Source organism: Litorisediminicola beolgyonensis (genome assembly GCF_042679605.1).
GTDB classification, from domain to species: domain Bacteria; phylum Pseudomonadota; class Alphaproteobacteria; order Rhodobacterales; family Rhodobacteraceae; genus Litorisediminicola; species Litorisediminicola beolgyonensis.
In genome coordinates this window covers 14,713-39,165 of the sequence record NZ_JBHTMU010000012.1, presented here as the reverse complement: position 1 = coordinate 39,165, position 24,453 = coordinate 14,713, and the positions used below count along the sequence as shown (strand labels likewise).

Genomic DNA, 24,453 nt, shown 5'->3' with positions numbered 1-24,453 from the left:
CAATAAGGGGGGGAGGAACCAAAATGAACGTGACCTCGGGACGGCTGACCAGCCGGACGATGGCCTTCGTGCTCGCCGGTGGGCGCGGCTCTCGGCTGAAGGAACTGACCGACCGGCGGGTGAAACCGGCGGTCTATTTCGGTGGCAAGACGCGGATCATCGATTTCGCGCTGTCGAACGCGATGAACTCCGGCATCCGCAAGATGGCCGTGGCCACCCAGTACAAGGCCCACAGCCTGATCCGGCACTGCCAGCGCGGCTGGAACTTCTTCCGCGCCGAGCGGAACGAATTTCTCGACATCCTGCCCGCCTCGCAGCGGGTGGACGAGAGCATGTGGTATCGCGGCACCGCGGATGCCGTCGCGCAGAACATCGACATCATCGACAGCTACGGCGTCGATTACGTGCTGATCCTCGCTGGCGACCACATCTACAAGATGGATTACGAGAAGATGATCCGTCACCATGTCGATGCGGAGGCCGACGTCACCATCGGCTGCCTCACCGTCCCGCGCGAGGAGGCCTCGGCCTTCGGGGTGATGGCGATCGACGAGAAGGACGTGATCACCTCGTTCCTGGAGAAGCCCAAGGACCCGCCGGGCACGCCGGACGACCCGTCCGTGGCGCTGGCGTCGATGGGCATCTACGTCTTCCGCTGGGATTTCCTGCGCGATCTCCTGACCCGCGACGCCGAGGACGACAATTCGAGCCATGATTTCGGCAACGACCTGATCCCCGAGATCGTCAAGAACGGCAAGGCGCAGGCCCATCGCTTCGAGGACAGCTGCGTGCGCTCGGTGCCGGGCGCACCCTCCTACTGGCGCGACGTGGGCACGGTGGACGCCTTCTGGAAGGCCAATATCGACCTAACCGATTTCGATCCCGATCTCGATCTCTGGGACAAGGACTGGCCGATCTGGACCTATTCCGAGCTCTCGCCTCCGGCGAAGTTCATCCATGACGAGGCCAACCGGCGCGGCAACGCGGTCTCGAGCCTCGTCTCGGGTGGCTGCATCATCTCGGGCACCGAGATCCGGCGCTCGCTTCTCTTCACGCAGGTCCACACCAACAGCTTCGCGTCGCTCGAAGGCGCGATCGTGCTGCCCTACGTCACCGTCGGCCGCCACGCGCGGCTGAAAAACGTGGTGATCGACCGGGGCGTCCACATCCCCGAAGGCCTCGTCGTCGGCGAGGACCCGGAAGAGGACGCCAAGTGGTTCCGCGTCTCCGAGGGCGGGATCACCCTGATCACCAGCTCGATGCTCGCCAGGAGAGACGCCGACTCATGACCCGCGTCCTGTCCGTCACTTCCGAATGCGTCCCCCTGGTCAAGACCGGGGGGCTTGCAGACGTGGCGGGCGCCCTGCCCGGCGCCCTGGCGCCTCTGGGCGTCGAGATGCGCACGCTCCTGCCGGGCTATCCGGCGGTGATGGGCGCGATTTCGGGCGGCGAGACGCATGACCTTGGCAAAGTCTTCGGCGCGCCGGCGCGGCTGGTGACGGGGCTTCTGGGCGAAACCAGGCTCTACGCGCTCGACGCGCCGCATCTCTTCGACCGTTCGGGCGGGCCGTATCTCGGACCGAACGGGCGGGACTGGCCGGACAATCCGGTGCGCTATGCCGCGCTCAGCCTTGTCGCGGCGCGGATCGCGACCGAGGGGGTCGGCGACTGGGTGCCGGACGTCCTCCATTGCCATGACTGGCAGGCCGGGATCGCGCCGCTCTACGCCCGCGAAAGCGGCGCCAAGGCCGCGAGCGTTCTGACGATCCACAACGTGGCCTTCCAGGGCCTTGCGCCCGCGGCGATGCGCGAGACGCTGCGCCTGCCCGAGAGCGGCTATACCAGCGAGGGCTTCGAATACTGGGGGCAGATCTCGGCGCTGAAGGCCGGGATGCTCTGGTCCGACGCGATCACCACGGTAAGCCCGACCTACGCCGCCGAGCTTCTGACCCCCGAATTCGGCATGGGCCTCGACGGCGTCCTGCGCGCCCGGGCGAATGTCCTGACCGGCATCCTGAACGGCATCGACCTCGAGGCCTGGTCGCCGCCCTACAAGAGCCCGCGCGGCAAGGCGCGCCACACCGCGGCACTCCGGCAGGAGTTCGACCTGCCCGAGAGCGACGGGCCGCTCTGCGTGGTGATCTCGCGGCTGACCGAGCAGAAGGGTCTCGACATGCTGCTCGACGCCCTGCCCGCACTTCTCGACCAGGGTGGGCAACTGGCGCTTCTGGGCTCGGGCGACGCCCGTCTCGAAGCCGCGTTCCGGCAGGCCGCGCTCCGCCACGCGGGCGTCGCCGTCCGCATCGGTTACGACGAAGCGCTCTCCAAGCGCATGATCGCCGGGGGCGACGCGATCCTCGTGCCCTCGCGCTTCGAGCCCTGCGGGCTGACCCAGCTTTACGGGCTGCGCTACGGCACGCTGCCGGTCGTGGCGATGACCGGAGGACTGGCCGATACGGTGATCAACGCGAGCCCCGCCGGACTGGACGCGGGCTGCGCCACGGGCCTGCAGGTTCTGCCGATCACCACCGCGGCCCTCGCTGGTGCGCTCACCAAGCTCTGCGCGCTCTGGCGCGACAGGACCGTCTGGCAGACGATGATGAAAAATGCCATGGCACAGCCGGTCGGCTGGGATCGTTCCGCCGCCGCTTACCGCGATCTCTACGAGGCGCTTACAGGACCCCGATGACACTCTCCTCCTCTCTCGCTCCGGGGCTTGCCGCGCCCCTGGGCGCTCGTTTCGACGGCGATGGCACCAATTTCGCCGTGTTCTCGCAACATGCGCGACAGATGACGCTCTGCCTCTTCTCGCCCGATGGCCGGACCGAGACCGACCGCATCGTCCTTCCCGAACGCGATGGCGATGTCTGGCACGGATACCTCCCCGGTATCCGTCCGGGACAGCTCTACGGCTACCGGGCCGACGGGCCTTACGCGCCCGAGCACGGCCACCGCTTCAATGCCAACAAGCTCCTGATCGACCCCTATGCCAAGCGCCTGACCGGGCATCCGCGCTGGCATGACGCGCTCTACGGCTACACCGTCGGGCACAAGGACGAGGACCTGAGCTTCGACACCCGCGACAGCGCGCCCTTCATGCCGAAATGCGTCGTGGAGGATCCGAGCTTTTCCTGGGGCGATGATGTGCCGCCCGCCAAGCCGATGGAGGAATCGGTGATCTACGAGGCCCATGTGAAAGGCCTGACGGCGCAGCATCCCGGCACGCAGGGCCTGAGCGGATTTCTCGCGCTCGCCTCCGAGCCGATGCTCGATCACCTGACCTGCCTGGGCGTGACCGCGATCGAGTTGCTGCCGATCCATGCCTTCGTCGACGACCGGTTCCTCGTCGACAAGGGCCTGCGCAATTACTGGGGCTACCAGACGCTCGGCTTCTTCGCGCCCGATCCGCGCTACCTCAGCGAGGGCCGTCTGCGCGAGGTCCAGCACGCGGTCGCCCGCCTCCATTCCGCCGGGATCGAGGTGATCCTCGACGTAGTCTACAACCACACCTGCGAAGGCGACCAGATGGGTCCGACCTTTGCCTACAAGGGGCTCGACAATGCCAGCTATTACCGGCTGGCCGAGGACCGGCGGCACTACATCAACGACACCGGCACCGGCAACACGGTGAACATGGACCATCCGATGGTGATGCGGATGGTGATGGACAGCCTGCGCTACTGGGTCGAGACCTTCCATGTCGACGGCTTCCGCTTCGATCTCTGCGCCACGCTCGGCCGGACCAGCGCGGGCTTCGACCCGGGCTCGGCCTTCTTCGACGCGCTCCGGCAGGACCCGGTCCTGACCCGCGTGAAACTGATCGCGGAGCCCTGGGATATCGGCCCGGGCGGCTACCAGGTGGGCGCGTTCCCGCCGCCCTTTTCCGAGTGGAACGACAAGTATCGCGACGGCGTCCGCCGGTTCTGGCGCGGCGACGACCTGATGGCGCCCGAGCTTGCCAACCGGATCACAGGCTCGGCCCAGCAGTTCGACCATTCGGGCCGTCCCGCGACCGCGAGCGTCAACCTCGTGACCGCCCATGACGGCTTCACCCTGGCCGACGTGACCTCTTACGTGGAGCGCCACAACGAGGCCAATGGCGAGGACAACCGCGACGGCCACGGCGACAATGCCAGCGCCAATTTCGGCGTCGAGGGGCCGACCGACGATCCCGAGGTCATCGCCGCGCGCGCGCTCCGTCGCCGCAACATGCTGGCCACGCTACTGCTGAGCCAGGGCACACCGATGCTCCTGGCCGGGGACGAGTTCGGCAATTCGCAGCACGGCAACAACAACGCCTATTGCCAGGACAACGAGATCGGCTGGCTCGACTGGGCCAATGCCGATTGCGAGATGATGCTCTTCGTCCAGAAGCTCATCGCCTTCCGCAAGGCGCATCCGATCCTGCGCCAGAAGCGGTTCCTGCATTCGCGCGAGCGGATCGTCGACGGGATCGAGGATCTGTTCTGGTGGCGCGAGGATGGCGAGCAGATGACCGATGCCGACTGGCTCGACGCCGACCGGCAGGTGATTTGCGCCGAGATGCGGATGGCCTCGGGCACGCCGCGCTACGCGCAGCGCGAAGAGGCTCTTTTCGTGGTGTTCAATGCCGGGGGCGAGGTCGCGCTGACCATGCCCGCGCCGCCCGAGGGCTGGCACTGGGTCAGCCATATCGACACCGCGCGCCCCAAGCACGGGACCGAGCCCGCAGGCGACACGGTCGCGCTGGCCGGAGCCTCGGTCCGGGTCTTCGTGCTGGAGGCCGCATGAGCGCGCGCTACGCTCTTGCACGGCGGCTCGGCATCCTGCCGGGCTATACCGACGCGACCGGCGCGCGGCATGACACCACGCCCGAGACCCGCGACGGTCTCCTCGCGGCAATGGGCTTCGCGCCTGCCTCCGAGGCCGAGGCGGAAGAGGCGCTGGCCACCCTGCCCGCGCCCGACACCTTGCCCGAATGGGTGATCTCAGAGGCCGGGAGCGCCCCTGTGCTCGACATCCCCGAGGGTCAGGACTGGCAGATCTTCCTTGAAAATGGCGAGGGCGACGAAGGCACCGGGCCGGAGCTGCCTGCCCTGCCGATCGGGCGGCACCGGCTGGAAAGCGGCGGCGCGACCTGCTGGATCCTCTCGGCGCCAGGGTCCCTTCCCCTGCCCGATCGCGGCTGGGGTCTCATGGTCCCGCTCTGGGGCCTGCGCGACGCGGCCACGGGCGGGATCGGCGACTACCGCGATCTCGCGCGCATGGCCGAGGGGGCCGCGCGGCATGGCGCGGGCTTTCTCGGGATCAACCCGGTCCATGCCGGGTTTCCGAGCGACGAGACGGCCTTCTCGCCCTACACGCCATCGCATCGCCGCCGCCTCTCGACGCTGCATATCGCCACCGGCATGCAGCGGCCCGAAAGCGGGCGGTTGATCGACTACTACACCGAGATCCCCGCGCAGAACGCCGCGCTCGAAGGCGTCTTCGAACGCGCGGCGCTGACCGGGTTCCTGCCCTGGCTTGCCGAGGAGGGCGAGGCGCTGACCCGCTTCGCCACCCACCAGGCGCTCTCGGAAATTCATGGGCCCTACTGGAACACATGGCCCGCGGCCCTGCAGGACCCGGAGAGCCCCGAGACGCGGCAGGCGGCGCGGGAGATGGCCGAGCGGCTGAGGTTCCACGCCTGGCAGCAATTCGAAGCCGAGCGGCAGCTCGACGCCGCGCAGGCGCGCGCCCGCGCGGCGGGCATGACGCAGGGGCTCTATCTGGATCTCGCGGTCGGCACCCATCCCCACGGCGCCGAAACCTGGGAGGATCGCGCGAGCTTTGCCTCCGGGGCCTCGCTTGGTGCGCCGCCCGACGCCTTCGCGCGCGACGGTCAGAACTGGAACCTCGCGCCCTTCAACCCCGCGCATCTGATCGCCACGGGCTTCCAGGCGCTGGCCGAGACGCTGCGGCGGCAGCTCCGCTTCTCGGGGCTTCTGAGAATCGACCATATCCTCGGCTTCGAGCGCGCCTTCTGGGTGCCCGACGGCGCGCCCGGCGCCTATGTGCAGATGCCGCGGGAGGCGATGCTGGCCGTCGCCCGGATCGAGGCCGCCCGCGCGGGCGCGAGCATCGTCGGCGAGGATCTCGGCAACATCCCCGAAGGTCTCGGCGAGGCGATGGCGCGCTCAGGCATCCTCGGCTGCCGCGTCTCGATCTTCGAGCAGCATTGGGGCGAGGACCGCTTCCGCGCGCCCGGGGACTACACCGAGGCCGCCATCGCCAGCTTCTCGACCCATGACCTGCCCACCTGGACCGGCTGGCGCGGCGCGCGCGAGATCGAGGCGCGCCGCCTCATCGGCGTCACGAGCGAAACCGATGCCGACTGGCTGAGCGGCGAACGCACAGCCGAGGTCGAGCGCTTCGACCGGCTGAGCGCCGGGTATTCCGACGCCGTGCCGGACAGCGCCGAGAGGATGCACGCCACCCTCGCCGCGGCCGCCTCGCGGCTTGTCGCGGTCCAGGCCGAGAACGTGCTCGAGGTGACCGAGCAGCCCAACCTGCCGGGCACCACCATCCAGTATCCGAACTGGCGGCAACGCCTGCCCAAGGGCCCCGAGGCGCTCGCCGCCGATCCGCGGCTCGCACGCACCGCCGCCATCCTGAAAGATCATGGTCGCTGAGGAGGACCCCATGGACATCATCACCGTCGAGACCTCGCCCATCGCCGGACAGAAGCCCGGCACGTCGGGACTGCGCAAGAAGACCCGCACCTTCATGGAGCGGCATTTCCTCGAGAACTTCATCCAGGCGATCTGGATCGGCATCGGCGGCGTCGCCGGCAAGACGCTCGTTCTGGGCGGCGACGGGCGCTACTTCAACGACCGCGCCGCGCAGGTGGTGCTGCGCATGGCCGCGGCCTCGGGCGCGACCAAGGTGATCGTCGGCCAGAACGCGATCCTGTCGACCCCGGCGGCCTCGAACCTGATCCGCCAGCGCAAGACCGATGGTGGCATCATCCTGTCGGCCAGCCACAATCCCGGCGGCGAGGACGGCGATTTCGGCGTCAAGTTCAACACCGCCAATGGCGGCCCGGCGCCCGAGGGCGTGACCGCGAAGATTTTCGAGGCCACGAAGGACCTCACCTCCTACCAGATCATGGAGGCGCAGGATGTCGACCTCTCGGTCCTCGGCACGACCTCGATGGGGCGGATGGAGATCGAGGTGGTCGATCCCGTCACCGATTACCAGGCGCTGATGGAGACGATCTTCGATTTCGACAAGATCCGCGCGCTGATCGCGGGCGGCTTCACCCTGCATTTCGACGCCATGCACGCGGTCACCGGGCCTTACGCCAAGGCGATCCTCGAAGGCGCGCTCGGCGCACCCGAGGGCTCGGTGGTCAACGCCGTGCCGCTGCCGGATTTCGGCCAGGGCCACCCCGATCCCAACCCGATCTGGGCCAAGGATCTGATGGACCGCATGTTCGGCGACACCGCCCCCGATTTCGGCGCGGCGTCCGACGGCGATGGCGACCGCAACATGATCGTCGGCAAGAACATCTACGTCACGCCGTCGGACAGCCTTGCCGCGCTGGCCGCCAATGCCACGCTCGCGCCCGCCTATGCCGACGGCCTCAAGGCCGTCGCGCGCTCCATGCCGACCTCGCGAGCGCTCGACCGGGTCGCGCTCAGGCTCGGCTGCGACTGCTACGAGACACCCACCGGCTGGAAGTTCTTCGGCAATCTCCTCGACGCGGGCCGCGCCACGCTCTGCGGCGAGGAAAGCGCCGGGACCGGCTCGGATCATGTCCGCGAGAAGGACGGGCTCTGGGCCGTGCTTTTCTGGCTTAACATTTTGGCAGAGCGCAAGATTTCCGTCGCCGATCTGATGGCCGACCATTGGAACAGCTACGGCCGGAACTACTATAGCCGCCATGACTACGAAGCCGTCGACAGCGACAATGCAGAGGCCCTGATGGAGGGATTGCGCGCCAAGCTTGCGGATCTGCCCGGAAAGAGCTTCGCCGGGCTCACGGTGGAATCCGCCGACGAGTTCGCCTATGACGACCCCGTCGACGGGTCGCGCAGCGAAGGCCAGGGCCTCCGCGTGACCACCTCGGGCGGCGGTCGGATCGTCTTCCGCCTGTCTGGCACCGGCACCGAGGGCGCGACGCTGCGCGTCTATCTCGAACGGGTCGAAACCGACCCCGCCGAGCTCGACATGGACCCGCAAGAGGCGCTGGCCGGCATCATCGCCGCTGCCGAGGCGTTGGCGGGCATCCGAGAACATACGGGCCGCGACGCGCCGGATGTCATCACCTGACACCGGCCGCCCGCGCCGCGGCCCAGACCGAACCGAAGAAGGACCCGACATGACGCTTTCCTCCCGGATCGCCTTTGACGAAGCCGCCGCCTCCGCGCGAGCCAGGGCCTGCGAACAGAGCCTGATGACCGCGCCGACCCGGTTCGACGCCGAGCGCGAGATCGCGCGCAGTCTCGGCGGCCAGATCGACGAGACCGGGCTGGCGAGCTTCGGATTCTGGGTGCCGGAGCTGCAGGATCAGCGGGTGCCCTCGGGCGATATCTTCCTCGAGATCCTGAGCCCCACCGAACCTCTCGACCTGACCCGCTCGCACCAGGAGCTCCGCTTCGAGCGTGCCTTCGTTCCGGTGATCCGCACCGAGAACCATTGCTTCGCCTGCGTCACCGGCATGAAGGCCGGAACGCGCGCGGAGATCGGCGATTTCTACTGCCTCGTCTGGCGCGACGCCGAGGATCGCTGGCACCGCATCCTCGACCCGCTCGCCATGTCGCTGCCCTTCGGCGCCTTTGCCCCGGCCGAGCTCTACGACGTCGCGGCGATGCAGGCCGCGCGCGGCGATACCGCCTATTGGGAGGCGCTGAAATCCGAGGCCCCGCACAAGTTCGGACCGGTCTCGAACATCCTGCAGGTCCACATCCCGACCGCCACCGCAAGCGGCACCATCGCCGGTCTCACCCGGCAGTTCGAACGCCTCGCCGCCCGCGTCAAGGCGGGCCTCGCACTCGAGCCCTCCGAGCAGATTTTCATGGGCTACGACGCCGTGCAGCTCCTGCCCGTCGAGCCGACCACCGTCTACGAGAAAGGCCCCGCCTTCTGGCAGGAGAGCAATATCACCGACGAGAGCGTCTTCGTCTCGCTCCTGCGCCCCGACACCACCAACTGGGGCTATGACGTGGTGATCTCCGGCATGGCGACGGTGAACCCGGTGCTCCTCGAGACCGGACGCCCCGACGAGCTGATCGACCTCGCCTCGGTTCTGCACAGCTTCCCCGGCGGCCCCAAGAAGCTGGTCTTCGACGTGGTCTACGGCCATTCCGACAACCAGGGTCTCGATGCGCTCAATGGCCATTTCTTCGCCGGGCCGAACATGTACGGCCAGAACCTCGACTACCAGAACCCCGCGGTTCGGGCGATCCTCCTCGAGATGCAGCGCCGCAAGGTGAATTTCGGCGCCGATGGCGTCCGGGTCGACGGCGCGCAGGATTTCAAATGGTGGGACGCCGCGGCGCAGGAGATGCGTCACGACGACGATTATCTACAGCTTATGGCCGATCTCGAACAGGAGGTCGCGGGCACCACCTACCGGCCCTGGTTCGTCTTCGAAGATGGCCGCCCCTGGCCCGAGGAGGACTGGGAGCTTTCCTCCTCCTACCGCTCGGTGATCGAGATGCAGCGCGACGGCGACGTATTCCAGTGGGGCCCGCTGACCTTCGCCCACAACACGCCGTTCCTCTACACCTTCTGGCTGGGCAAGTACTGGCGCATCCGCGAATGTCTCGAGGTCGGCGCGAACTGGATCTCGGGCACCTCGAACCACGACACGCTGCGCCGCGGCACCCAGGTCAGCCCGAAAATGAACATCAACACCCGCCTGGGCCAGACCCGGATGGAGATCCTCGACAAAGCCTATGACAACCCCGCGGTCCATGTGCTGACCTATGTGGCCCTGCCGGGCGTGCCGATGGATTTCCTCAACGCCATGGCCCGCGCCTCTTGGGGCTTCATCCGCAACCAAGACGACCGCTACGGCGTCAAGGTGGTGGCCGAAGAGGCGATCTCGCTCAAATGGCAGGTCGACGAATACGCCTATTCGATCCCGTCGAACTTCCGCCGCCTCAAGGAGCTGGGCTTCGAGACCCGGGCCGAGCTCGCGCGGTTCTGCGAGTTCCTGCCCGCGCTGGTCGAGGTGACGGAATACGACCTCGAAGACATCGCCCGCCTCCTGAACGCCACCGACCCCCAACTCGCGGGCCCGCATTACTCGGTCGACGCGCTGAAATCCGTGGCGCGGGCCTGGATGGACGACATGCATGACTACTGCAACGTCACCCACAGCTTCGGCGGTCTCGACCCGGCGCAATGCGCCTTCACCCTGGGCCTGCGCGAGTTCCGCGCCGCCCGACCGTGGCTGCGCGACAATTACGGCCCCGAGGATCACTTCTCCTACCGCCAGCCGCTCGAAGGCCGGACGCTCTTCACCGCGCTCCGCAACGGCCCGGACGGCGAACAGGTCTACACAGTGATCCACATGGAGGGGAAACCGACCCCCGATCTCGACCCGCTCCGCCTCGGCGTTCCGGGCACCGAGGGCTTCGGCTGGAAATGCGCGCTCCGCACCCCGGCGATCGGTCCGGACTACCTCTCGGGCCCGATCGTCCTGAAGGACTCCATGGCGCTGGTCTTCACCCGCAAACGCTGAGCCCCGAGGGCCCCGTCCGTCTCCACCCGGGCGGGTCCCGAACCCGCCGCTCCGCAGAGCCAACCGAACACGCCGGGCGCGCCACTCATGGCTCTCATCTGTCCGGAAATATCCCGGGGAGCGCGAGGGGCAGCGTCCCTCGCCCGCTTGATGATCGGAAACGATCAGCAAGCCAGACATGCGCGCGGCCCCAAAGGGCCGCGCTCCGCCTGACCGGAAATTCAGTAGAGCCCGCCCGAGGACATCGACCCGAAGCTCGCTTTCGGCCCGACGATTCCGGTCCGCCCGGACGAGGTCGTCACCCGCTTCGGACCCGCCCCGTTCGGCTGGATGATGTCGAACCCGGAGCCCATCGCGAAGCCGCCGTCGAACTGGATGCCGAAGAGCGGCTCCTCGCCTTGGCGGAAACATTCCGACACCACGTTCTCGCCCGAGGCGCCGTCGGAGAGGCGCGCGCCGGTGAAGCGGTCGATCTTGATGAACTGGCACTGGGTCGGCACCTTGAACTTGCCGCCGCCGTATTTCTCGACCGCCTTCAGCATGAACTGCTGGAAGACCGGCCCGCAGAGACCGCCGCCCGAGGCCCCTGACCCAAGGCTCCGCGGCGTGTCGTAGCCGATATAGCAGCCCGCGACGATGTTTGAGGTGAAGCCCACGAACCACACGTCCTTGGCGTCGTTGGTGGTGCCGGTCTTGCCCGCCGTGGGCACCGGCAGGTTGACCGTGCCGCTCGCGGTGCCGCGCTGGACGACGCCTTCCATCATCGAGGTCAGCTGATAGGCGGTCACCGGGTCCATCACCCGCTCGCGGTCCGACACGATGCGCGGGCTCGACCCCGCCGGGATCGCTGGATCGGAACAGGTCACGCAGGCGCGCTTGTCGTGGCGGTAGACCGTGTTGCCGTAACGGTCCTGCACCCGGTCGACGAGCGTCGGCTCCACGCGTTCGCCGCCATTGGCGAACATCGCGTAGGCGGCGACCATCTTGAAGACCGTGGTCTCCTCGGAGCCGAGCGCGTTGGCTAGCACCCGGCTCATGTTGTCGTAGACGCCGAATTTCTCAGCGTAGCGGCCGACGACGTCCATGCCGACCTCCTGCGCGAGGCGCACGGTCATCAGGTTCCGCGACCGCTCGATCCCGGTGCGGAGCGGGGTCGGGCCGTAGAAGGTGTTCGACGCGTTCTTCGGACGCCAGACGCCCTGCGGCGTGTTGATCTCGATCGGTGCGTCCACGACGATCGTCGCGGGAGAATAGCCCGAGTCCAGCGCCGCGGCATAGACGAAGGGCTTGAAGGACGAGCCCGGCTGACGCTCGGCCTGGGTGGCGCGGTTGAAGACCGAATGCTGGTAGGAGAACCCGCCCTGCATCGCCAGCACGCGGCCGGTATTCACGTCCATCGCCATGAAGGCGCCCTCGACCACCGGCACCTGCCGGAGCGTCCAGCGGATAAAGCTGCCATCCTCGTCGCGGGTCATCTGCCGCACGAGCACGACATCGCCCACATCGACCAGGTCGTCGGCCACCCGGGCCGCGCCCAGGAGCTTGTCCTGTCCGTAATCGTATTTCCGCGCCCATTGCACGTCTTCGGCCGGGATCCAGTGGCCGTCCTCGTCATCCGGAACGCCCTCGATGCCGATCCGGGCCGCGGTCTCGCCGACCTCCAGCACGACCGCCGGATACCACTGGTTTTCAAGAAAGATGTCGCGCGGCACGTCCACGTCCGACAGCGCCGCGCGCCAGGCGCTCTCGGTCTCGAGAGCGGCGACATCCACCGTCTTGCGGGTCCCCCGCCAGACGCCGCGCGCCCGGTCGAAATTCTCGAGCGCCTCGCGCAGCGCCTTCGCCGCCTCGACCTGCATTTCGGGATCGAGCGTCGCGCGCACCGAGAAGCCGCCCGAGAAGAACTCGCCCTCGCCGAAGTCGCGGCTGAGCTGGCGGCGGATCTCGTCGGTGAAATAGTCGCGCGGCGGCAGCTGCTTCTGGAACGGCTCGAAATCCCCGGCCTGCACCGAGCGCAGCGGCGCCTCGCGCTCGCGCTCGTATTGCGCCTCGTCGAGATAGCCGTTCTCGAACATCTCGCGCAGCACGAAGTTGCGCCGCGCGATCAGCCGGTCGGCATTGCGGACGGGGTGGTAATCCGACGGCGCCTTGGGCAGCGAGGCGAGGAATGCCGCCTCGTGCGGGGCAAGCTCGGTCAGGGCCTTGTTGAAGTAGGTCTGCGCCGCGGCGGTGACGCCGTAGGAGTTCTGCCCGAGGAAAATCTCGTTGAGATAGAGCTCGAGGATCTTCTCCTTGCTCAGCGTCTCCTCGATCCGCGTGGCGAGGATGATCTCCTTGATCTTGCGCTCGGCGCGGCGATCGCCGCCCAGAAGGAAGTTCTTCATCACCTGCTGGGTGATGGTCGAGGCGCCGCGCACGTCGCGCCCGCGGCTCTTGACCGCGTCGACCACCGCCGCGGCGATGCCGCGCGGGTCGTAGCCCTGGTGTTCGTAGAAATTCTTGTCTTCCGCCGAGATGAAGGCCTGCTTCACCAGGTCGGGGATCTCCGCCGCCGGAGTGAAGAGCCGCCGTTCCTGCGCGAACTCGTCGATGATCCGCCCCTCGACCGAGTAGATCCGGCTGATCGTCGGCGGCGTGTATTGCGCGAGGCTCTCATGGCTCGGCAGATCCCGTCCGTACATCCAGAACACCGCGCCCAGTGACAGCGCGAACATCCCGATCCCCAGCGTCAGAAGGCTGAAGATGCCGCCGAAGAAGGACATGATGAAACGGATCATTGGGACAGGCCCCTCCAGGGCAGGCTTTCCGATCGGCACGGGTTACACAATCCCGGGCGCCGGGTCAAAACACAGATCGGCCAGCGGCCGCTCACTGCCGTCGCAGCGCAGCTAGCGCGGCGTCCTCGACGGACCAGGCCTGAAGCCCGTCCCGAATGCCCGCGGCCATGCCCGCCCGCCAGGCCGGATCGCGCAGGTTTTTGAGGTCGGCCTGGGTCGACAGGAAGCCCAGCTCTATGAGCACCGAGGGGATGTCGGCGGCTTTCAGCACCGAGAACCCCGCCTGCCGCAAGGGGCGCTTGTGGACCTGGCCGGTGGCCGAGCGGATGCCGTCGACGAGGCTCGTGCCCAGGGCGACCGAGCGCGGCGCGGTGTCGAGCCGGGCGATGTCCATCAGGACCGAGGCGACGCGGTCGTCGGCCTCGCTCAGATCGACCCCCGAGAGGATGTCGCCCCGGTCGTGCCGCTCCGCAAGCGCGCGCGAGGCGGCATCGCTGGCTTCGTCGGAGAGCGTGTAGACCGTCGCCCCACGCGCCACGCCCTCATCGAGCGCGTCGGCATGGAGCGAGATGAAGAGATCGGCGCGCGCGGCATGGGCGGCGGCGACGCGGCCCTCGAGCGACACGAAACTGTCGCTGTCCCGGGTCAGCAAGACCTCGAACCCGCCCGCCCGGCGCAGCACGTCACGCAATTCGCGCGCAAACAGCAGCATCAGATCGGCTTCGGTGTCGCCATCGGCCTCGGCTCCGGGGTCGATGCCGCCATGACCGGGGTCGAGCATCACGCGCAGAACGCCGTCACGGGCAGGCTCGACCGAGCGTTCGGTGGCCCGCGGCAGGTCCCAGCGCGGATCGGAGGGCGCGCCGGCCTTCGCGGCAAAGCTCTCGGGATCGGTGGGCAGGAGCGCGACGCGCAGTCGCGCGGCGCCGGTCGGATCGTCGATGTCGAGCTCGGCCTCGGTCACCGCCATCGGCGCGCCCAGTTCGGCAACCAGCCGAGACCAGCCGCTCCGCACCTGACCGAAGCGCAGGCCGCGGATCGCGTCGCCTGAGCGCAGCGTCTCGGGATCGGCGCCGGACCAGTCGACCTCGCGAAACTCGAGCACGAGCCGCGCGGGCGCGTCGAGCGTATAGAGCCGCCACGGCACCCCCTGGCTCAGCGCCAGATCGATCTCGGCCCCGCCGCGCCAGCCGATATCGCGCACGACGCTGGCGCCCGGATCGAACCGGGCGAGCGCGCCCAGACCTTCGGCGCCAAGCGGCACGGCGGTCAGGACCCAGACAAGGGCCGCTCTCAGAAGACTGCTCATGTGACCCTGCGGGTGCGTTGTTGATTGCCGCCAGTCTAGCCCGAATCCCCTGCCCGCATGAAGCGGAAAGAGCCTATCGGGATCGTCAGGGGGTAAGGTTCTGCTGGCTCCGCGGGCGGAGCCATCCTGCCAGGCAATGAGGTCCGGCCCTAAGGGCTCAGACCGGAAGAGCCGCCAGCGCGACGCGCCGTCCCTCGGAGAGAAGCACGTTGTAGGTCCGGCAGGCGGCGGGCGAGTTCATGACCTCGACGCCGATCCCGGCGGCTTCGATCTTCTCCCTGAGGCTCGCCGGAAGATGGGCGATCTCCGCCCCGGTCCCGACGAAGAGCACGTCGATATCGGCGGCCATGTCGAGAAGCGTGGCTGCATCCTCGAGCCCGCCCCAGGCGCGCCGCCCATTGGGCGAGACGCACAAGGCGCCCTCGACCGCGCGGCCACCGATTCGGAAGAACCCCGGGCCGTAGCCCTCGACCGGAGATGCGTCTCTGAAGGCAATTTCGCTCAGCTGCATGATGGTTACTCCATCAAGGAATGAGCAAACCCATGTTTGCACATTGCGACTAAATCACCGCCCCGCAGAAATGGCAAACCGCTCCACTTCCGGCTGCAATACCCGAAGACACTCGCCTCTCAGGCGTCGATATTGGCGTATTGGTTTCCTGCGGTGCCCGAAGGTGTCGACCAGTCGCGCTTGACGCCGAGCCGGTGCAGCAGCGCGGAGGCCACGAAGATCGACGAATAGGTGCCGACGAAGATGCCCCACATCATCGCGAAGACGAAGCCGCGGATCACGTCGCCCCCCAGCGCGAACATCGCGATGAGCGCGAGCATCGTGGTGAACGAGGTCATCAGCGTCCGGCTCAGCGTCTCGTTAATCGAGATGTTGAGCACCTCTTTCAACGGCCGCGACTTGTACTTGATCAGGTTCTCACGGACCCGGTCGAAGACCACCACCGTGTCGTTCAGCGAGTAGCCGACGATGGTCAGGAGCGCCGCGATGATCGCAAGGTCGAACTTGATCTGCAGCTCAGAGAAGATGCCAATGGTCAGCACGACGTCATGGACCAGCGCCGCGACGGCGCCGAGCGCGAACTGCCACTCGAAGCGCAGCCAGATGTAGACGAGGACCGCCGCGATGGCCAAGGCGACCGCGATGACGGCCGTCTGGATCAGCTCGCCCGAGACCTTGGGCCCGACCGACTCGACCGAGGTGAACTGGATGTCGGGCGCGACCTCGGACAGGGCCTGCTGCATCGACTGGATGACCGCGGGCGACACGGCCTCCTGCTCGCCCTGCGCCTCGATGCGGATCATCGCGACGTTCTGGTCCGGTCCGAAGGACGGGTCGAACACTTCCGAGATCGCGGTGTCGCCCAGCTCCAAGGGCTGCAGCGCCGAGCGATAGGCGCCGACATCGACCGCCTCGGTCGACTGGGTCCGGATCGTGGTGCCGCCGCGGAAGTCGATGCCGTAGTTCAGGCCTTGCAGCAGGAACGAGGCGAAGGCGATCACCACCAGCACGGCCGAGATCCCGAGCCAGAGCTTGGACCGCGAGAAGAAGTCGATCTTGGTGTCGTCAGGAACCAGCTTGAGGCGGAACATCTGAGGTGTCCTTTCAGACGATGACGGTCTTCGGGCGCTTGCGCTCGAACCACATGGTGATGAGCAACCGGGTCACGAAGATCGCCGTGAAGACCGAGGTGATGATGCCGAAGCCGAGCGTGATCGCGAAGCCCCGCACCGGGCCGGAGCCCATGGCAAAGAGGATGATCGCGGTGATCAGCGTGGTGATGTTGGCGTCGGTGATCGCCGAGAGCGCCTTTTCGTAGCCAAGCTCGATGGCGCGCGCCGGGCCTTTCGCGGTTTTCAGCTCTTCCCGGATCCGCTCGAAGATCAGCACGTTGGCATCGACCGCCATGCCGACGGTCAGCACGATCCCCGCGATGCCCGGAAGCGTCAGCGTGGCTCCGATGGTGCTGAGAATGGCGAAGAGGAGCGCGATGTTCACGATCAGCGCGATATTGGCGAAAATCCCGAAGAGCCCGTAGGACAGCGCCATGTAGGCCAAGACCAGGACGCCCGCGACCGCCGCGGCAAGCTTGCCCGCGTCGATGGAGTCCTGACCGAGCTCCGGGCCGATGGTCCGCTCTTCAAGGAAGGTCAGCCCCGCCGGCAGCGCGCCTGCGCGCAACAGCACCGCGAGATTGGTCGATTCCTCGATGGTGAAATTGCCGGTGATGATGCCTGAGCCGCCGGGAATGTGGCTCTGGATCACCGGGGCCGAGATCACCTCGTCATCGAGCACGATGGCGAAGGGCTCGCCGATATTTTGCGCGGTGTAGTCGCCGAACTTGCGCGCGCCGGTCGCGTCGAAGCGGAAGTTCACCGCCGGACGGCCGTTCTGGTCAAAGCTCGGCTGCGCGTCGACCAGCTCGTCGCCGGTGACGACGGCGGTCTGCTCGACGATGTAGTAGACGTCTTCCTGATCGAGCGAGGGCAGCACCTCCTGCCCCGGATCGACCTGCGAGTCGGCGGAGTTCGCCCGGCCGACCACCGCCTGGAAGGTCAGTTGCGCGGTCGTGCCGATGATTTCCTTCAGCTCCGCCGCCGAGCCAATGCCCGGCACCTGGATCAGGATGCGGTCCGACCCCTGCCGCTGGATCGTGGGCTCGCGGGTGCCGACCTCGTCGATCCGGCGGCGGATGATCTCGAGCGCCTGTTGCAGCGTCCGCTCATCGGTGGCGATCCGCTCGGCCTCGGACAGGGTCACGACGATCTCGTCGGCGACGCCCGCCACCTCGATATCGGTCGAACCCGCGCCCGAAAGCGAGGCCACCGGCGAGGCCAGGTCGCGCACCGCGTCGAGCGCCGATTGCATGCCGTCGGGCTGCGAAATCTTCACGCGCAGCTCGGACGGATCGGAGGGCTGGAGGCGGATGGTGCCCACCGTGTCGCGCATCGGGCGCAGCACGTCGCGGATCTCAGGCCAGAAGCTTTCGAGACGCGTCTCGTACACGTCCTCGACCTGGACCTCGGCCAGAAGATGCGCGCCGCCGCGCAGATCGAGACCGAGATTGACGATGCCCGAGGGCAGGAAGGACGGCCAGGACGCGGCCTGCTCTTCGCGCTCGGGCGTCGCGCCCTGCCGCTCGATCGCGGTCACCGCGTCGTTATGGCTTTCGACGCGGCTGTAAAAGAGGTTGGGGGCAGCGAAGACGATCCCAAAGGCGATCACCGCCCAGATCAGCACGCGCTTCCACAGATCGATCTGCATTTAGTCCGCCTTCCCAGAGGGTTGCGCCCCGAGGCTTCAGTCGTTCGCGGCCTTGGCCGGTTCGGTCTTGGAGAGCACGTTGGCGATGGTGGACTGGACCACGCGCACCTTCACGCCTTCGGCCAGTTCGACCTCGACCTCGTTGCTTTCCTTGACCTTCACGACCTTCCCGATGAGGCCGCCCTGGGTCACCACCATGTCGCCGCGGCGCAGCGCATCGACCATTTTCTGGTGCTCTTTCAGCTTCTTCTGCTGGGGACGGATGAGCAGGAAATACATGATCGCGAAGATCAGGATGAGCGGCACGAACTGCGCCAGGGCATTGCCTTCCATGGGGACTCCTCTTGGGTTCGGGCCGCGAGGGGCCGAAATTTTCGCGGAACCTATGGGCGCGCGCCGGGCTTTGCAAGGCGGCTCGCGGCGGCAACCGGGTGTGGCAGAAGACCTCACGCACCCCGCACCGGACGCGGGCCTCGGGTCGTCCGCGCTCGCACGGAACCACAAGCGCAGCTTACCGCCGGTCGCGGCCAACGTGCCGCCCGAGCTTGCGGGCGGGCCCGGCGCCGCTACTCTTCCTGCCATGATGCGGCTCTGTCTTTGGTCTTTTCTCGCGCTTCTCGCCCTGCCCGCCTGGGCGCAAGATGCCATCGGCCGGGTCAACGCCGCCGGGTTCAAGACGCTCCGGCAATGCTCGGGCACGCTCGTCGCCCCCGACCGCGTCCTGACCGCGGCGCATTGTCTCGTGCGCCGCGACGGCGCGCCGGTGCCCCTTGGCGATTTCGTCTTCGTCGCGGGCTGGGACGGCGCGGGCCACGCGGGCGCCGCCGAGGTCACCGAGGTGACGCTCCATCCCGAGGCGCTGTCCGAGGACAGCGTCGTCCTTCAGCACGACCTGGCGCTCCTGACCCTCGCCACTCCGCTCGACATCACACCGCTGCCCGTCGGCCGCGCGTCCTCGCAAGGCCCGTTCGAGCTGCGCGGCTACCCGCGCTCCGCCCCGCATCGCCTCGCGGAGCGCAGCGACTGCGCGGGCGAGCCGATCCGCGGGGTCTGGCGGCTCGGCTGCGCCATCGAGCAGGGGTTCAGCGGCGGCCCGGTGCTGGCGGGCGATGGCGACACGCTCCGGGTGGTCGCGGTGCTGTCGGCCATCAACCAAGGCCGCGCGGTGGCCGTGCCCGTCGATGACTGGCTGATCCGCACCCTCGCCGGGGCGCGGCCCTCGCAACCCTGAGCGCTTTGGGGCATATAGCGAGCGACTCGACCGCAACCCCCGAGGAGTGAAGCGATGCATGACATCCGCGCGATCCGCGACAACCCGCAAGCCTTCGACGCCGCGCTGACGCGCCGGGGTGGAGACGCGGTGTCGTTGGAGCTTCTCGCCCTCGACGAGGCCCGCCGGGCCTCGATCCACGCCGCCGAGACCGCTCAGGCCGAACAGAACCGCGCCTCCAAGGAGGTCGGTCAGGCCAAGGCCAAGGGTGACGAGGCCGAGTTCGAGCGCCTGCGCGCCCTCGTCGCCGAGAAGAAGGCGCTGGTCGCAAAGATGCAGGAGGAGGCCAAGGCCAAGGACGCGGAGCTGACCGCACGGCTTATGGAGATCCCGAACCTGCCGCTCGCTGACGTGCCCGACGGGGCCGACGAGGACGACAATGTCGAGATCCGCCGCTGGGGTGAGCCTCGGAGCTTCGATTTCGAGCCCAAAGAGCATTACGAGCTCGCAGGCGTCGTGCCCGGCATGGATTTCGAGACCGCCGCCAAGCTCTCCGGAGCGCGCTTCGTCGTGCTTTCGGGCGCCGTGGCCCGCGTCCACCGGGCACTGGCGCAGTTCATGCTCGACACCCATGTCGAAGAGCATGGCCTGGCCGAGACCTGGACCCCGGTCCTCGTGCGCGACGAGATGATGGTCGGGACCGGCCAGTTGCCCAAGTTCGGCGAGGACAGCTACCAGACCACGAATGGCTGGTGGCTCGTGCCGACGGCCGAGGTGACGCTGACCAATATCGTCAACGGCATGGTCGTCGATGCGGGCTACCTGCCCCGCCGCTATGTCGCCCACACCCAGTGTTTCCGCTCCGAGGCAGGCAGCGCCGGGCGCGACACCGCGGGCATGCTGCGCCAGCACCAGTTCGAGAAGGTCGAGATGGTCTCGGTCACCCATCCCGACGAGAGCCTCGCCGAGCATGACCGCATGACCGGCTGCGCCGAGGCAATCCTGCAGAAGCTGGAGCTGCCCTATCGGACCGTCGTGCTCTGCACCGGGGACATGGGCTTCGGCGCGCAGAAGACCCATGACATCGAGGTCTGGCTGCCCGGACAGGACCGCTACCGCGAGATCTCCTCGGTCTCGGTCTGCGGCGATTTCCAGGCGCGCCGGATGAACGCGCGCTTCAAGCCAGCGGGCGGCGGCAAGCCGGAATACCTCCACACGCTGAACGGCTCGGGCCTCGCCGTGGGGCGCTGCCTGATCGCGGTTATCGAGAACGGTCAGCAGGCGGACGGCTCGGTCGATCTGCCCGCCGCGCTCCATCCCTGGCTTCGTGGCAAGACCCGCATCTCGCCCGAGGGCGAGCTGGTCTGAGGATGGACCTCGCGGCAGAGGGACGCGCCTGGCGCGCCGCGCATCCGCCGCGCCCCCCCTCGGACACGCCCGAGGTGGTCTTCGTGATTCCGCTGATCTCCAAGGCCCGTGCCCATGACTGGGCGCGGGTCTGCCGGACGCTCGCCGACACCCTGGCCAGCCTGCGCGCGCAGACAAGCCCCGCCTGGCGCGCGCTGGTCTGCTGCCAGGACCGCCCCGAGGGCATCGCCTTCGACGACACGGTGTCCTTCCTGCCCTTCGAACGGCCCGACGAGGTCTCGCCCGAGACGGTCACCAAGTTCGACAACCACGCCAAGAAGACCCAGATGATCCTGCATCTGGCCAAGACCCATGGCGGCGACGGCTATCTCTTCCAGCTCGACGCCGACGACATGCTGCACCCCGAGCTCGTGGCCCATATGGTCGGCGACAATAACGGCGCGGGCTACCTGATCCCCAAGGGCTACATGATGCATGCCGAGACCCGGGCGCTCGCCTATCTCGGCCCCAAACGCCTTCGCTATCCCTTCGCCAACCGCTTCGATCGCGAATGCGGCTCGTCCTCGGCGATCCGCTTCGATTTCCGCGACGGCGATGCCTGTCTCGAGCCGATCCGCAAGCGCGGAAAGCACAAGGAGATCGCGGATCACATGGCCGCCTACGGCTTCGAGATGACCGAAGTGCCCTTTCCTGCCGCGCTCTACGTGATCGGCCATGGCGAGAACATGCGCCAGCGCCGCGGCAAGATGGGCGCGAAGGAGCGCTACCTTCGCCGCAACCGCCTGTCGAAGGGCGACGACCGCGCGGCCCGCGCCGCCTTTGGATTGGCAGAGGAGATCCGATGAGACCGACGCTTCTCGCATGGGCTCTTCTGGCCGCGGCCATCGGCTTCGCCGCCTCGCCGCTTCTGGCGCCGGGCTTCAACGGGTTCGAGCCGGACCAGTTTCCGATCCCGCAGGACAACCCGCCAGTCCAGCCCGCAGGCTACGCTTTTGCGATCTGGGGGCTGATCTATCTCTGGCTCATCGCCGGGTCGGCCTTCGGCGCGCTGAGGCGCGCGAGCAGCGCGGATTGGACGCCAATGCGCGCGCCGCTTCTGGCAAGCCTTGGACCCGGCATCCTCTGGCTGCCGCTGGCGCAGGTCTCGGTCCTGGGTGCGACGCTCCTGATCTGGTGGATGCTGGTGATGGCGCTCGCCGCGCTGATCCGGACCGGAACCGAGGACCGCTGGTGGCAGGTCACGCCCGTCGCGCTTTATGCGGGCTGGCTGACCGCGGCGTCATCGGTCTCGATCGGGCTGGTGCTGGCGGGCTACGGGCTCCTGGGCGGCACCTGGGCCGCGCTGGTGTCGCTGGCCATCGCGCTGGCGATCGCGCTCGCGGTGCAGGCGCGCATGCAGAAGGCGCCGGAATACGGGCTTGCGGTGATCTGGGCGCTCGTCGGCGTGATCGTCGCCAATACCGGGCCGCTCAACTGGCCGGTCGCGGGTCTCGCAGGCTTCGGGATCGTGGCGATCTTGGCCCTGCGCTCGCAGGAGGCGGACTGAGCCGCTAGAGCGCCAGCACCAGGACCAGGATCGACAGCATCACCAGCGCCATCCCGGCCAGTTCGCGGCCCGACACCCGTTCGCGAAAGAAAAGCACCGAGGCCGCGAGCGAGAAGATCAGCTCCACCTGCCCGAGCGCCTGGACATAGGCGGCGGTCTGGAGCGTGAAGGCCGTGAACCACCCCAGCGATCCCGCCATCGAGGTCAGCCCCAGGGCCAGCGCCCCGCGCCGGGCGGTCCAGAGCGCGGCGAACTGCGCCGGATCGGCGCGTCCCAGATAGGCCGCCATGCAGATCGCCTGCGCCGTGGTCACGCAGGCCAGCGTCACGCCCGCGCGCGCCAGCGGATCAACCAGGTCGAGCGTCAGAGATGCGCCGCGATAGCCCACCGCCGAGCAGGCGAAGAACGCCCCCGCCGCCACGCCCAAGGCAATCGGGCGCGGCTCGAGTCTCGCATACCACGCGCCTTGGGCGGCGGGGCTTTGCGACAAAAGCAGAACGCCCGCCAACCCGATGCCGATCGCGCCCCAGCCCGCAGGCGAGATCGCCTCGCCCAGCACCACGACCCCCAAAACCGCCGTCTGCAAGGTCTCGGTCTTCTTGAAGGTGATGCCGGTCGCGAAATTTCGGGTCCGGAAGAGCGCGACGGTGCACATGGTCGCGAGAATCTGCCCCAAAGCCCCGCTCATCGCGAAGGCCCAGAAGCGCGGCGACAGGTCCGGGACCGCCTGCCCGGTCGCCGAGAGGTAGATCGTGACGAGGATCACCGCGAAGGGCGCGGCCCCGGCGAAGCGGGCGAAGGTCGAGCCGAGCGTCGTGAGGCCCGTCTCGCTCAGCCGCTTGTGGATCATGAAACGCAGGGTCTGGACCGCGGCAGCGAAGAGTGTGGCGGCGATCCAGAGCTCCATGCGCGGCTCAGATCGGCATGGGATGGGCGCGGTTGACCGCGTCGAGCCGTGCCAAGAGGTCGTCCTCGAGCGTCACCTCGGCCGCCCCGAGGAGCAGCGAGAGCTGCTCTGTCGTGGTCGCGCCGAGGATCGAGCTGGCTACGAAGGGACGCCGCGCCGACCAGGCCAGCGCCATCTGGGACGGATCGAGGCCGAACTCCCGGGCCACGGCGAGATATTCCTCGACCACGCCGAAGACGCGGTCGTTGATCCGGCCGCCGAGCGTCTCGTTGAGCGAGCGGCGGCTGCCCTCGGGCACGGCCCCGCCCTGGTACTTGCCGGTCAAAAGCCCCGCCGCGAGCGGCGAATAAGGCAGAAGGCCCACATCCTCGTTCACCATCAGCTCCGCGAGATCGGTGTCGGCGAGACGGCAGAGCAGCGAATACTCGTTCTGGATCGAAGCCACGCGCGGGGTGCTGGTCTCGGCCGCGATCCTGAGCCATTCCGAGGTGCCCCAGGTCGTTTCGTTCGACAGGCCGAAAAAGCGGATGGTCCCGCGCTCGACTTGGCGCTCCATCCAGCCCAGCACATCGGCCATGTTCTGGCGCGTCGCCGCTGCATCCTGATGCTCGGGCGCGTAGCTCCAGTTCTGGCGGAACGCGTAGCTGCCGCGGTTCGGCCAGTGCAGCTGGTAGAGATCGACCATGTCGGTCTGCAAGCGGCGGAGCGATCCCTCGAGCGCGGTGTCGAGCGTCTCGGGCGTGATCGGCGCGCCGTCGCGCACCGCCTCTTGCCCCTGTCCGGTGATCTTTGTCGCCACGATCCAGTCCGAGCGGCGGCCCGTCTTGGCGAACCAGTTGCCGATCACCTCTTCGGTGCGCCCGATGCTTTCCTTGCGCACCGGGTTGACCGGGTACATCTCGGCGGTGTCGAGGAAATTGATGCCCGCCTCGAGCGCCATCTCGATCTGGCTATGGGCATCGCTCTCGGGCGTCTGGTTGCCGTAGGTCATGGTGCCGAGGCACAGCTCGGACACGGAAAGGCCGGTGCGGCCAAGCGGGTTCATTTTCATAGACATATCCTCGGGACAGGGGCCGATCGTTGCGCCAGTGACTAGGACATTGACGTGGAGGAGAAAAGGCCCGCCCCGCAGCAGGGGGGCCGGCCCACGGGACTCCGGCACGCCTGCACGGGAAAGAGGCCGCCGCGGGCGAGTCGCAGGGCTCCGCGCCTGACGACGGGTCAATTTCCCGAACCTGTCCGATTGCGCGCCGATTTCGCAACTTTCGGGAAGGTTTACGCGCTCCGGGCGCAATATTTTCATGCCATTTGCGGTTGACGCTCCGAGACGGGCGCTCTAAGGCTGTCTGCG

Annotated in this window: 18 protein-coding genes; 10 read left to right on the top strand and 8 right to left on the bottom strand. The window is 67.8% G+C overall.

What is annotated here, in order from left to right; translation table 11 throughout:
• Positions 1–23 precede the first annotated feature (23 nt).
• The 6 genes from glgC to gghA are packed head-to-tail and all read left to right on the top strand — an operon-like array spanning position 24 to position 10,711.
• Complete coding sequence (glgC, locus tag ACFQ4E_RS08675; RefSeq protein ID WP_386802601.1) at positions 24–1,289, top strand: glucose-1-phosphate adenylyltransferase; 1,266 nt, start codon at positions 24–26, stop codon at positions 1,287–1,289.
• On the top strand, positions 1,286–2,689 hold the full coding sequence (gene glgA / locus ACFQ4E_RS08670) for a glycogen synthase GlgA (protein ID WP_386802599.1): 1,404 nt from the start codon (positions 1,286–1,288) through the stop codon (positions 2,687–2,689). Before glgC ends, glgA begins: the two co-directional genes overlap by 4 nt.
• On the top strand, positions 2,686–4,770 hold the full coding sequence (glgX, locus tag ACFQ4E_RS08665; RefSeq protein ID WP_386802597.1) for a glycogen debranching protein GlgX: 2,085 nt from the start codon (positions 2,686–2,688) through the stop codon (positions 4,768–4,770). The genes glgA and glgX overlap by 4 nt, the downstream gene beginning before the upstream one ends.
• A complete protein-coding gene (gene malQ / locus ACFQ4E_RS08660) occupies positions 4,767–6,650 on the top strand; it encodes a 4-alpha-glucanotransferase (RefSeq protein ID WP_386802595.1) in 1,884 nt (627 codons plus the stop codon). Before glgX ends, malQ begins: the two co-directional genes overlap by 4 nt.
• A gap of 10 nt (positions 6,651–6,660) precedes the next feature.
• On the top strand, positions 6,661–8,292 hold the full coding sequence (locus ACFQ4E_RS08655) for an alpha-D-glucose phosphate-specific phosphoglucomutase (protein WP_386802593.1): 1,632 nt from the start codon (positions 6,661–6,663) through the stop codon (positions 8,290–8,292).
• 49 nt (positions 8,293–8,341) lie between these two features.
• The gene (gene gghA, locus ACFQ4E_RS08650; RefSeq protein ID WP_386802591.1) at positions 8,342–10,711 is read left to right on the top strand and encodes a glucosylglycerol hydrolase; all 2,370 of its coding nucleotides are present in this window, start codon (positions 8,342–8,344) and stop codon (positions 10,709–10,711) included.
• A 221-nt stretch (positions 10,712–10,932) separates the two neighbouring features.
• On the opposite strand, the gene ACFQ4E_RS08645 is transcribed toward gghA, so the two are convergent.
• The 6 genes from ACFQ4E_RS08645 to yajC all read right to left on the bottom strand — a co-directional run bounded on the left by ACFQ4E_RS08645 (position 10,933) and on the right by yajC (position 18,404).
• On the bottom strand, positions 10,933–13,488 hold the full coding sequence (locus ACFQ4E_RS08645; RefSeq protein WP_386802589.1) for a penicillin-binding protein 1A: 2,556 nt from the start codon (positions 13,486–13,488) through the stop codon (positions 10,933–10,935).
• Between the two features lie 91 nt (positions 13,489–13,579).
• Positions 13,580–14,797 (bottom strand): N-acetylmuramoyl-L-alanine amidase, encoded by a 1,218-nt coding sequence (locus ACFQ4E_RS08640; RefSeq protein WP_386802587.1) that lies wholly within the window; start codon positions 14,795–14,797, stop codon positions 13,580–13,582.
• Positions 14,798–14,954: 157 nt separating this feature from the next.
• Positions 14,955–15,308, bottom strand: a complete 354-nt coding sequence (locus ACFQ4E_RS08635; protein WP_386802585.1) for an Mth938-like domain-containing protein — start codon at positions 15,306–15,308, stop codon at positions 14,955–14,957.
• A gap of 119 nt (positions 15,309–15,427) precedes the next feature.
• Positions 15,428–16,399 carry a protein translocase subunit SecF gene (secF, locus tag ACFQ4E_RS08630; RefSeq protein WP_386802583.1) on the bottom strand — a complete coding sequence of 324 codons (972 nt, stop codon included), beginning with the start codon at positions 16,397–16,399 and terminating at the stop codon, positions 15,428–15,430.
• Positions 16,400–16,412: 13 nt separating this feature from the next.
• Positions 16,413–18,071, bottom strand: a complete 1,659-nt coding sequence (gene secD, locus ACFQ4E_RS08625; RefSeq protein ID WP_386802581.1) for a protein translocase subunit SecD — start codon at positions 18,069–18,071, stop codon at positions 16,413–16,415.
• 36 nt (positions 18,072–18,107) lie between these two features.
• Complete coding sequence (gene yajC / locus ACFQ4E_RS08620; protein ID WP_386802579.1) at positions 18,108–18,404, bottom strand: preprotein translocase subunit YajC; 297 nt, start codon at positions 18,402–18,404, stop codon at positions 18,108–18,110.
• A gap of 100 nt (positions 18,405–18,504) precedes the next feature.
• Between yajC and ACFQ4E_RS08615 the strand changes: the two genes are divergently transcribed.
• Genes ACFQ4E_RS08615 through ACFQ4E_RS08600 form a run of 4 tightly spaced genes read left to right on the top strand, consistent with a single transcriptional unit; the run spans position 18,505 to position 22,195 of the window.
• Positions 18,505–19,302 carry a trypsin-like serine peptidase gene (locus ACFQ4E_RS08615; protein WP_386802577.1) on the top strand — a complete coding sequence of 266 codons (798 nt, stop codon included), beginning with the start codon at positions 18,505–18,507 and terminating at the stop codon, positions 19,300–19,302.
• A 54-nt stretch (positions 19,303–19,356) separates the two neighbouring features.
• Positions 19,357–20,649, top strand: coding sequence for a serine--tRNA ligase (serS, locus tag ACFQ4E_RS08610; RefSeq protein WP_386802575.1), 1,293 nt, complete (start codon positions 19,357–19,359; stop codon positions 20,647–20,649).
• Positions 20,650–20,651: 2 nt separating this feature from the next.
• Complete coding sequence (locus ACFQ4E_RS08605) at positions 20,652–21,494, top strand: glycosyltransferase family A protein (RefSeq protein WP_386802574.1); 843 nt, start codon at positions 20,652–20,654, stop codon at positions 21,492–21,494.
• Entirely contained in the window at positions 21,491–22,195 is a 705-nt protein-coding gene (locus ACFQ4E_RS08600; RefSeq protein WP_386802573.1) for a hypothetical protein, read from the top strand. The genes ACFQ4E_RS08605 and ACFQ4E_RS08600 overlap by 4 nt, the downstream gene beginning before the upstream one ends.
• Positions 22,196–22,199: 4 nt before the next feature.
• Here ACFQ4E_RS08600 and ACFQ4E_RS08595 read toward each other — a convergent pair whose 3' ends face one another.
• Together ACFQ4E_RS08595 and ACFQ4E_RS08590 are read right to left on the bottom strand one after the other, a co-directional pair.
• Positions 22,200–23,102, bottom strand: a complete 903-nt coding sequence (locus ACFQ4E_RS08595) for an EamA family transporter (protein WP_386802572.1) — start codon at positions 23,100–23,102, stop codon at positions 22,200–22,202.
• Positions 23,103–23,109: 7 nt separating this feature from the next.
• Positions 23,110–24,153, bottom strand: a complete 1,044-nt coding sequence (locus ACFQ4E_RS08590; RefSeq protein WP_386802570.1) for an aldo/keto reductase — start codon at positions 24,151–24,153, stop codon at positions 23,110–23,112.
• Positions 24,154–24,453 lie beyond the last annotated feature (300 nt).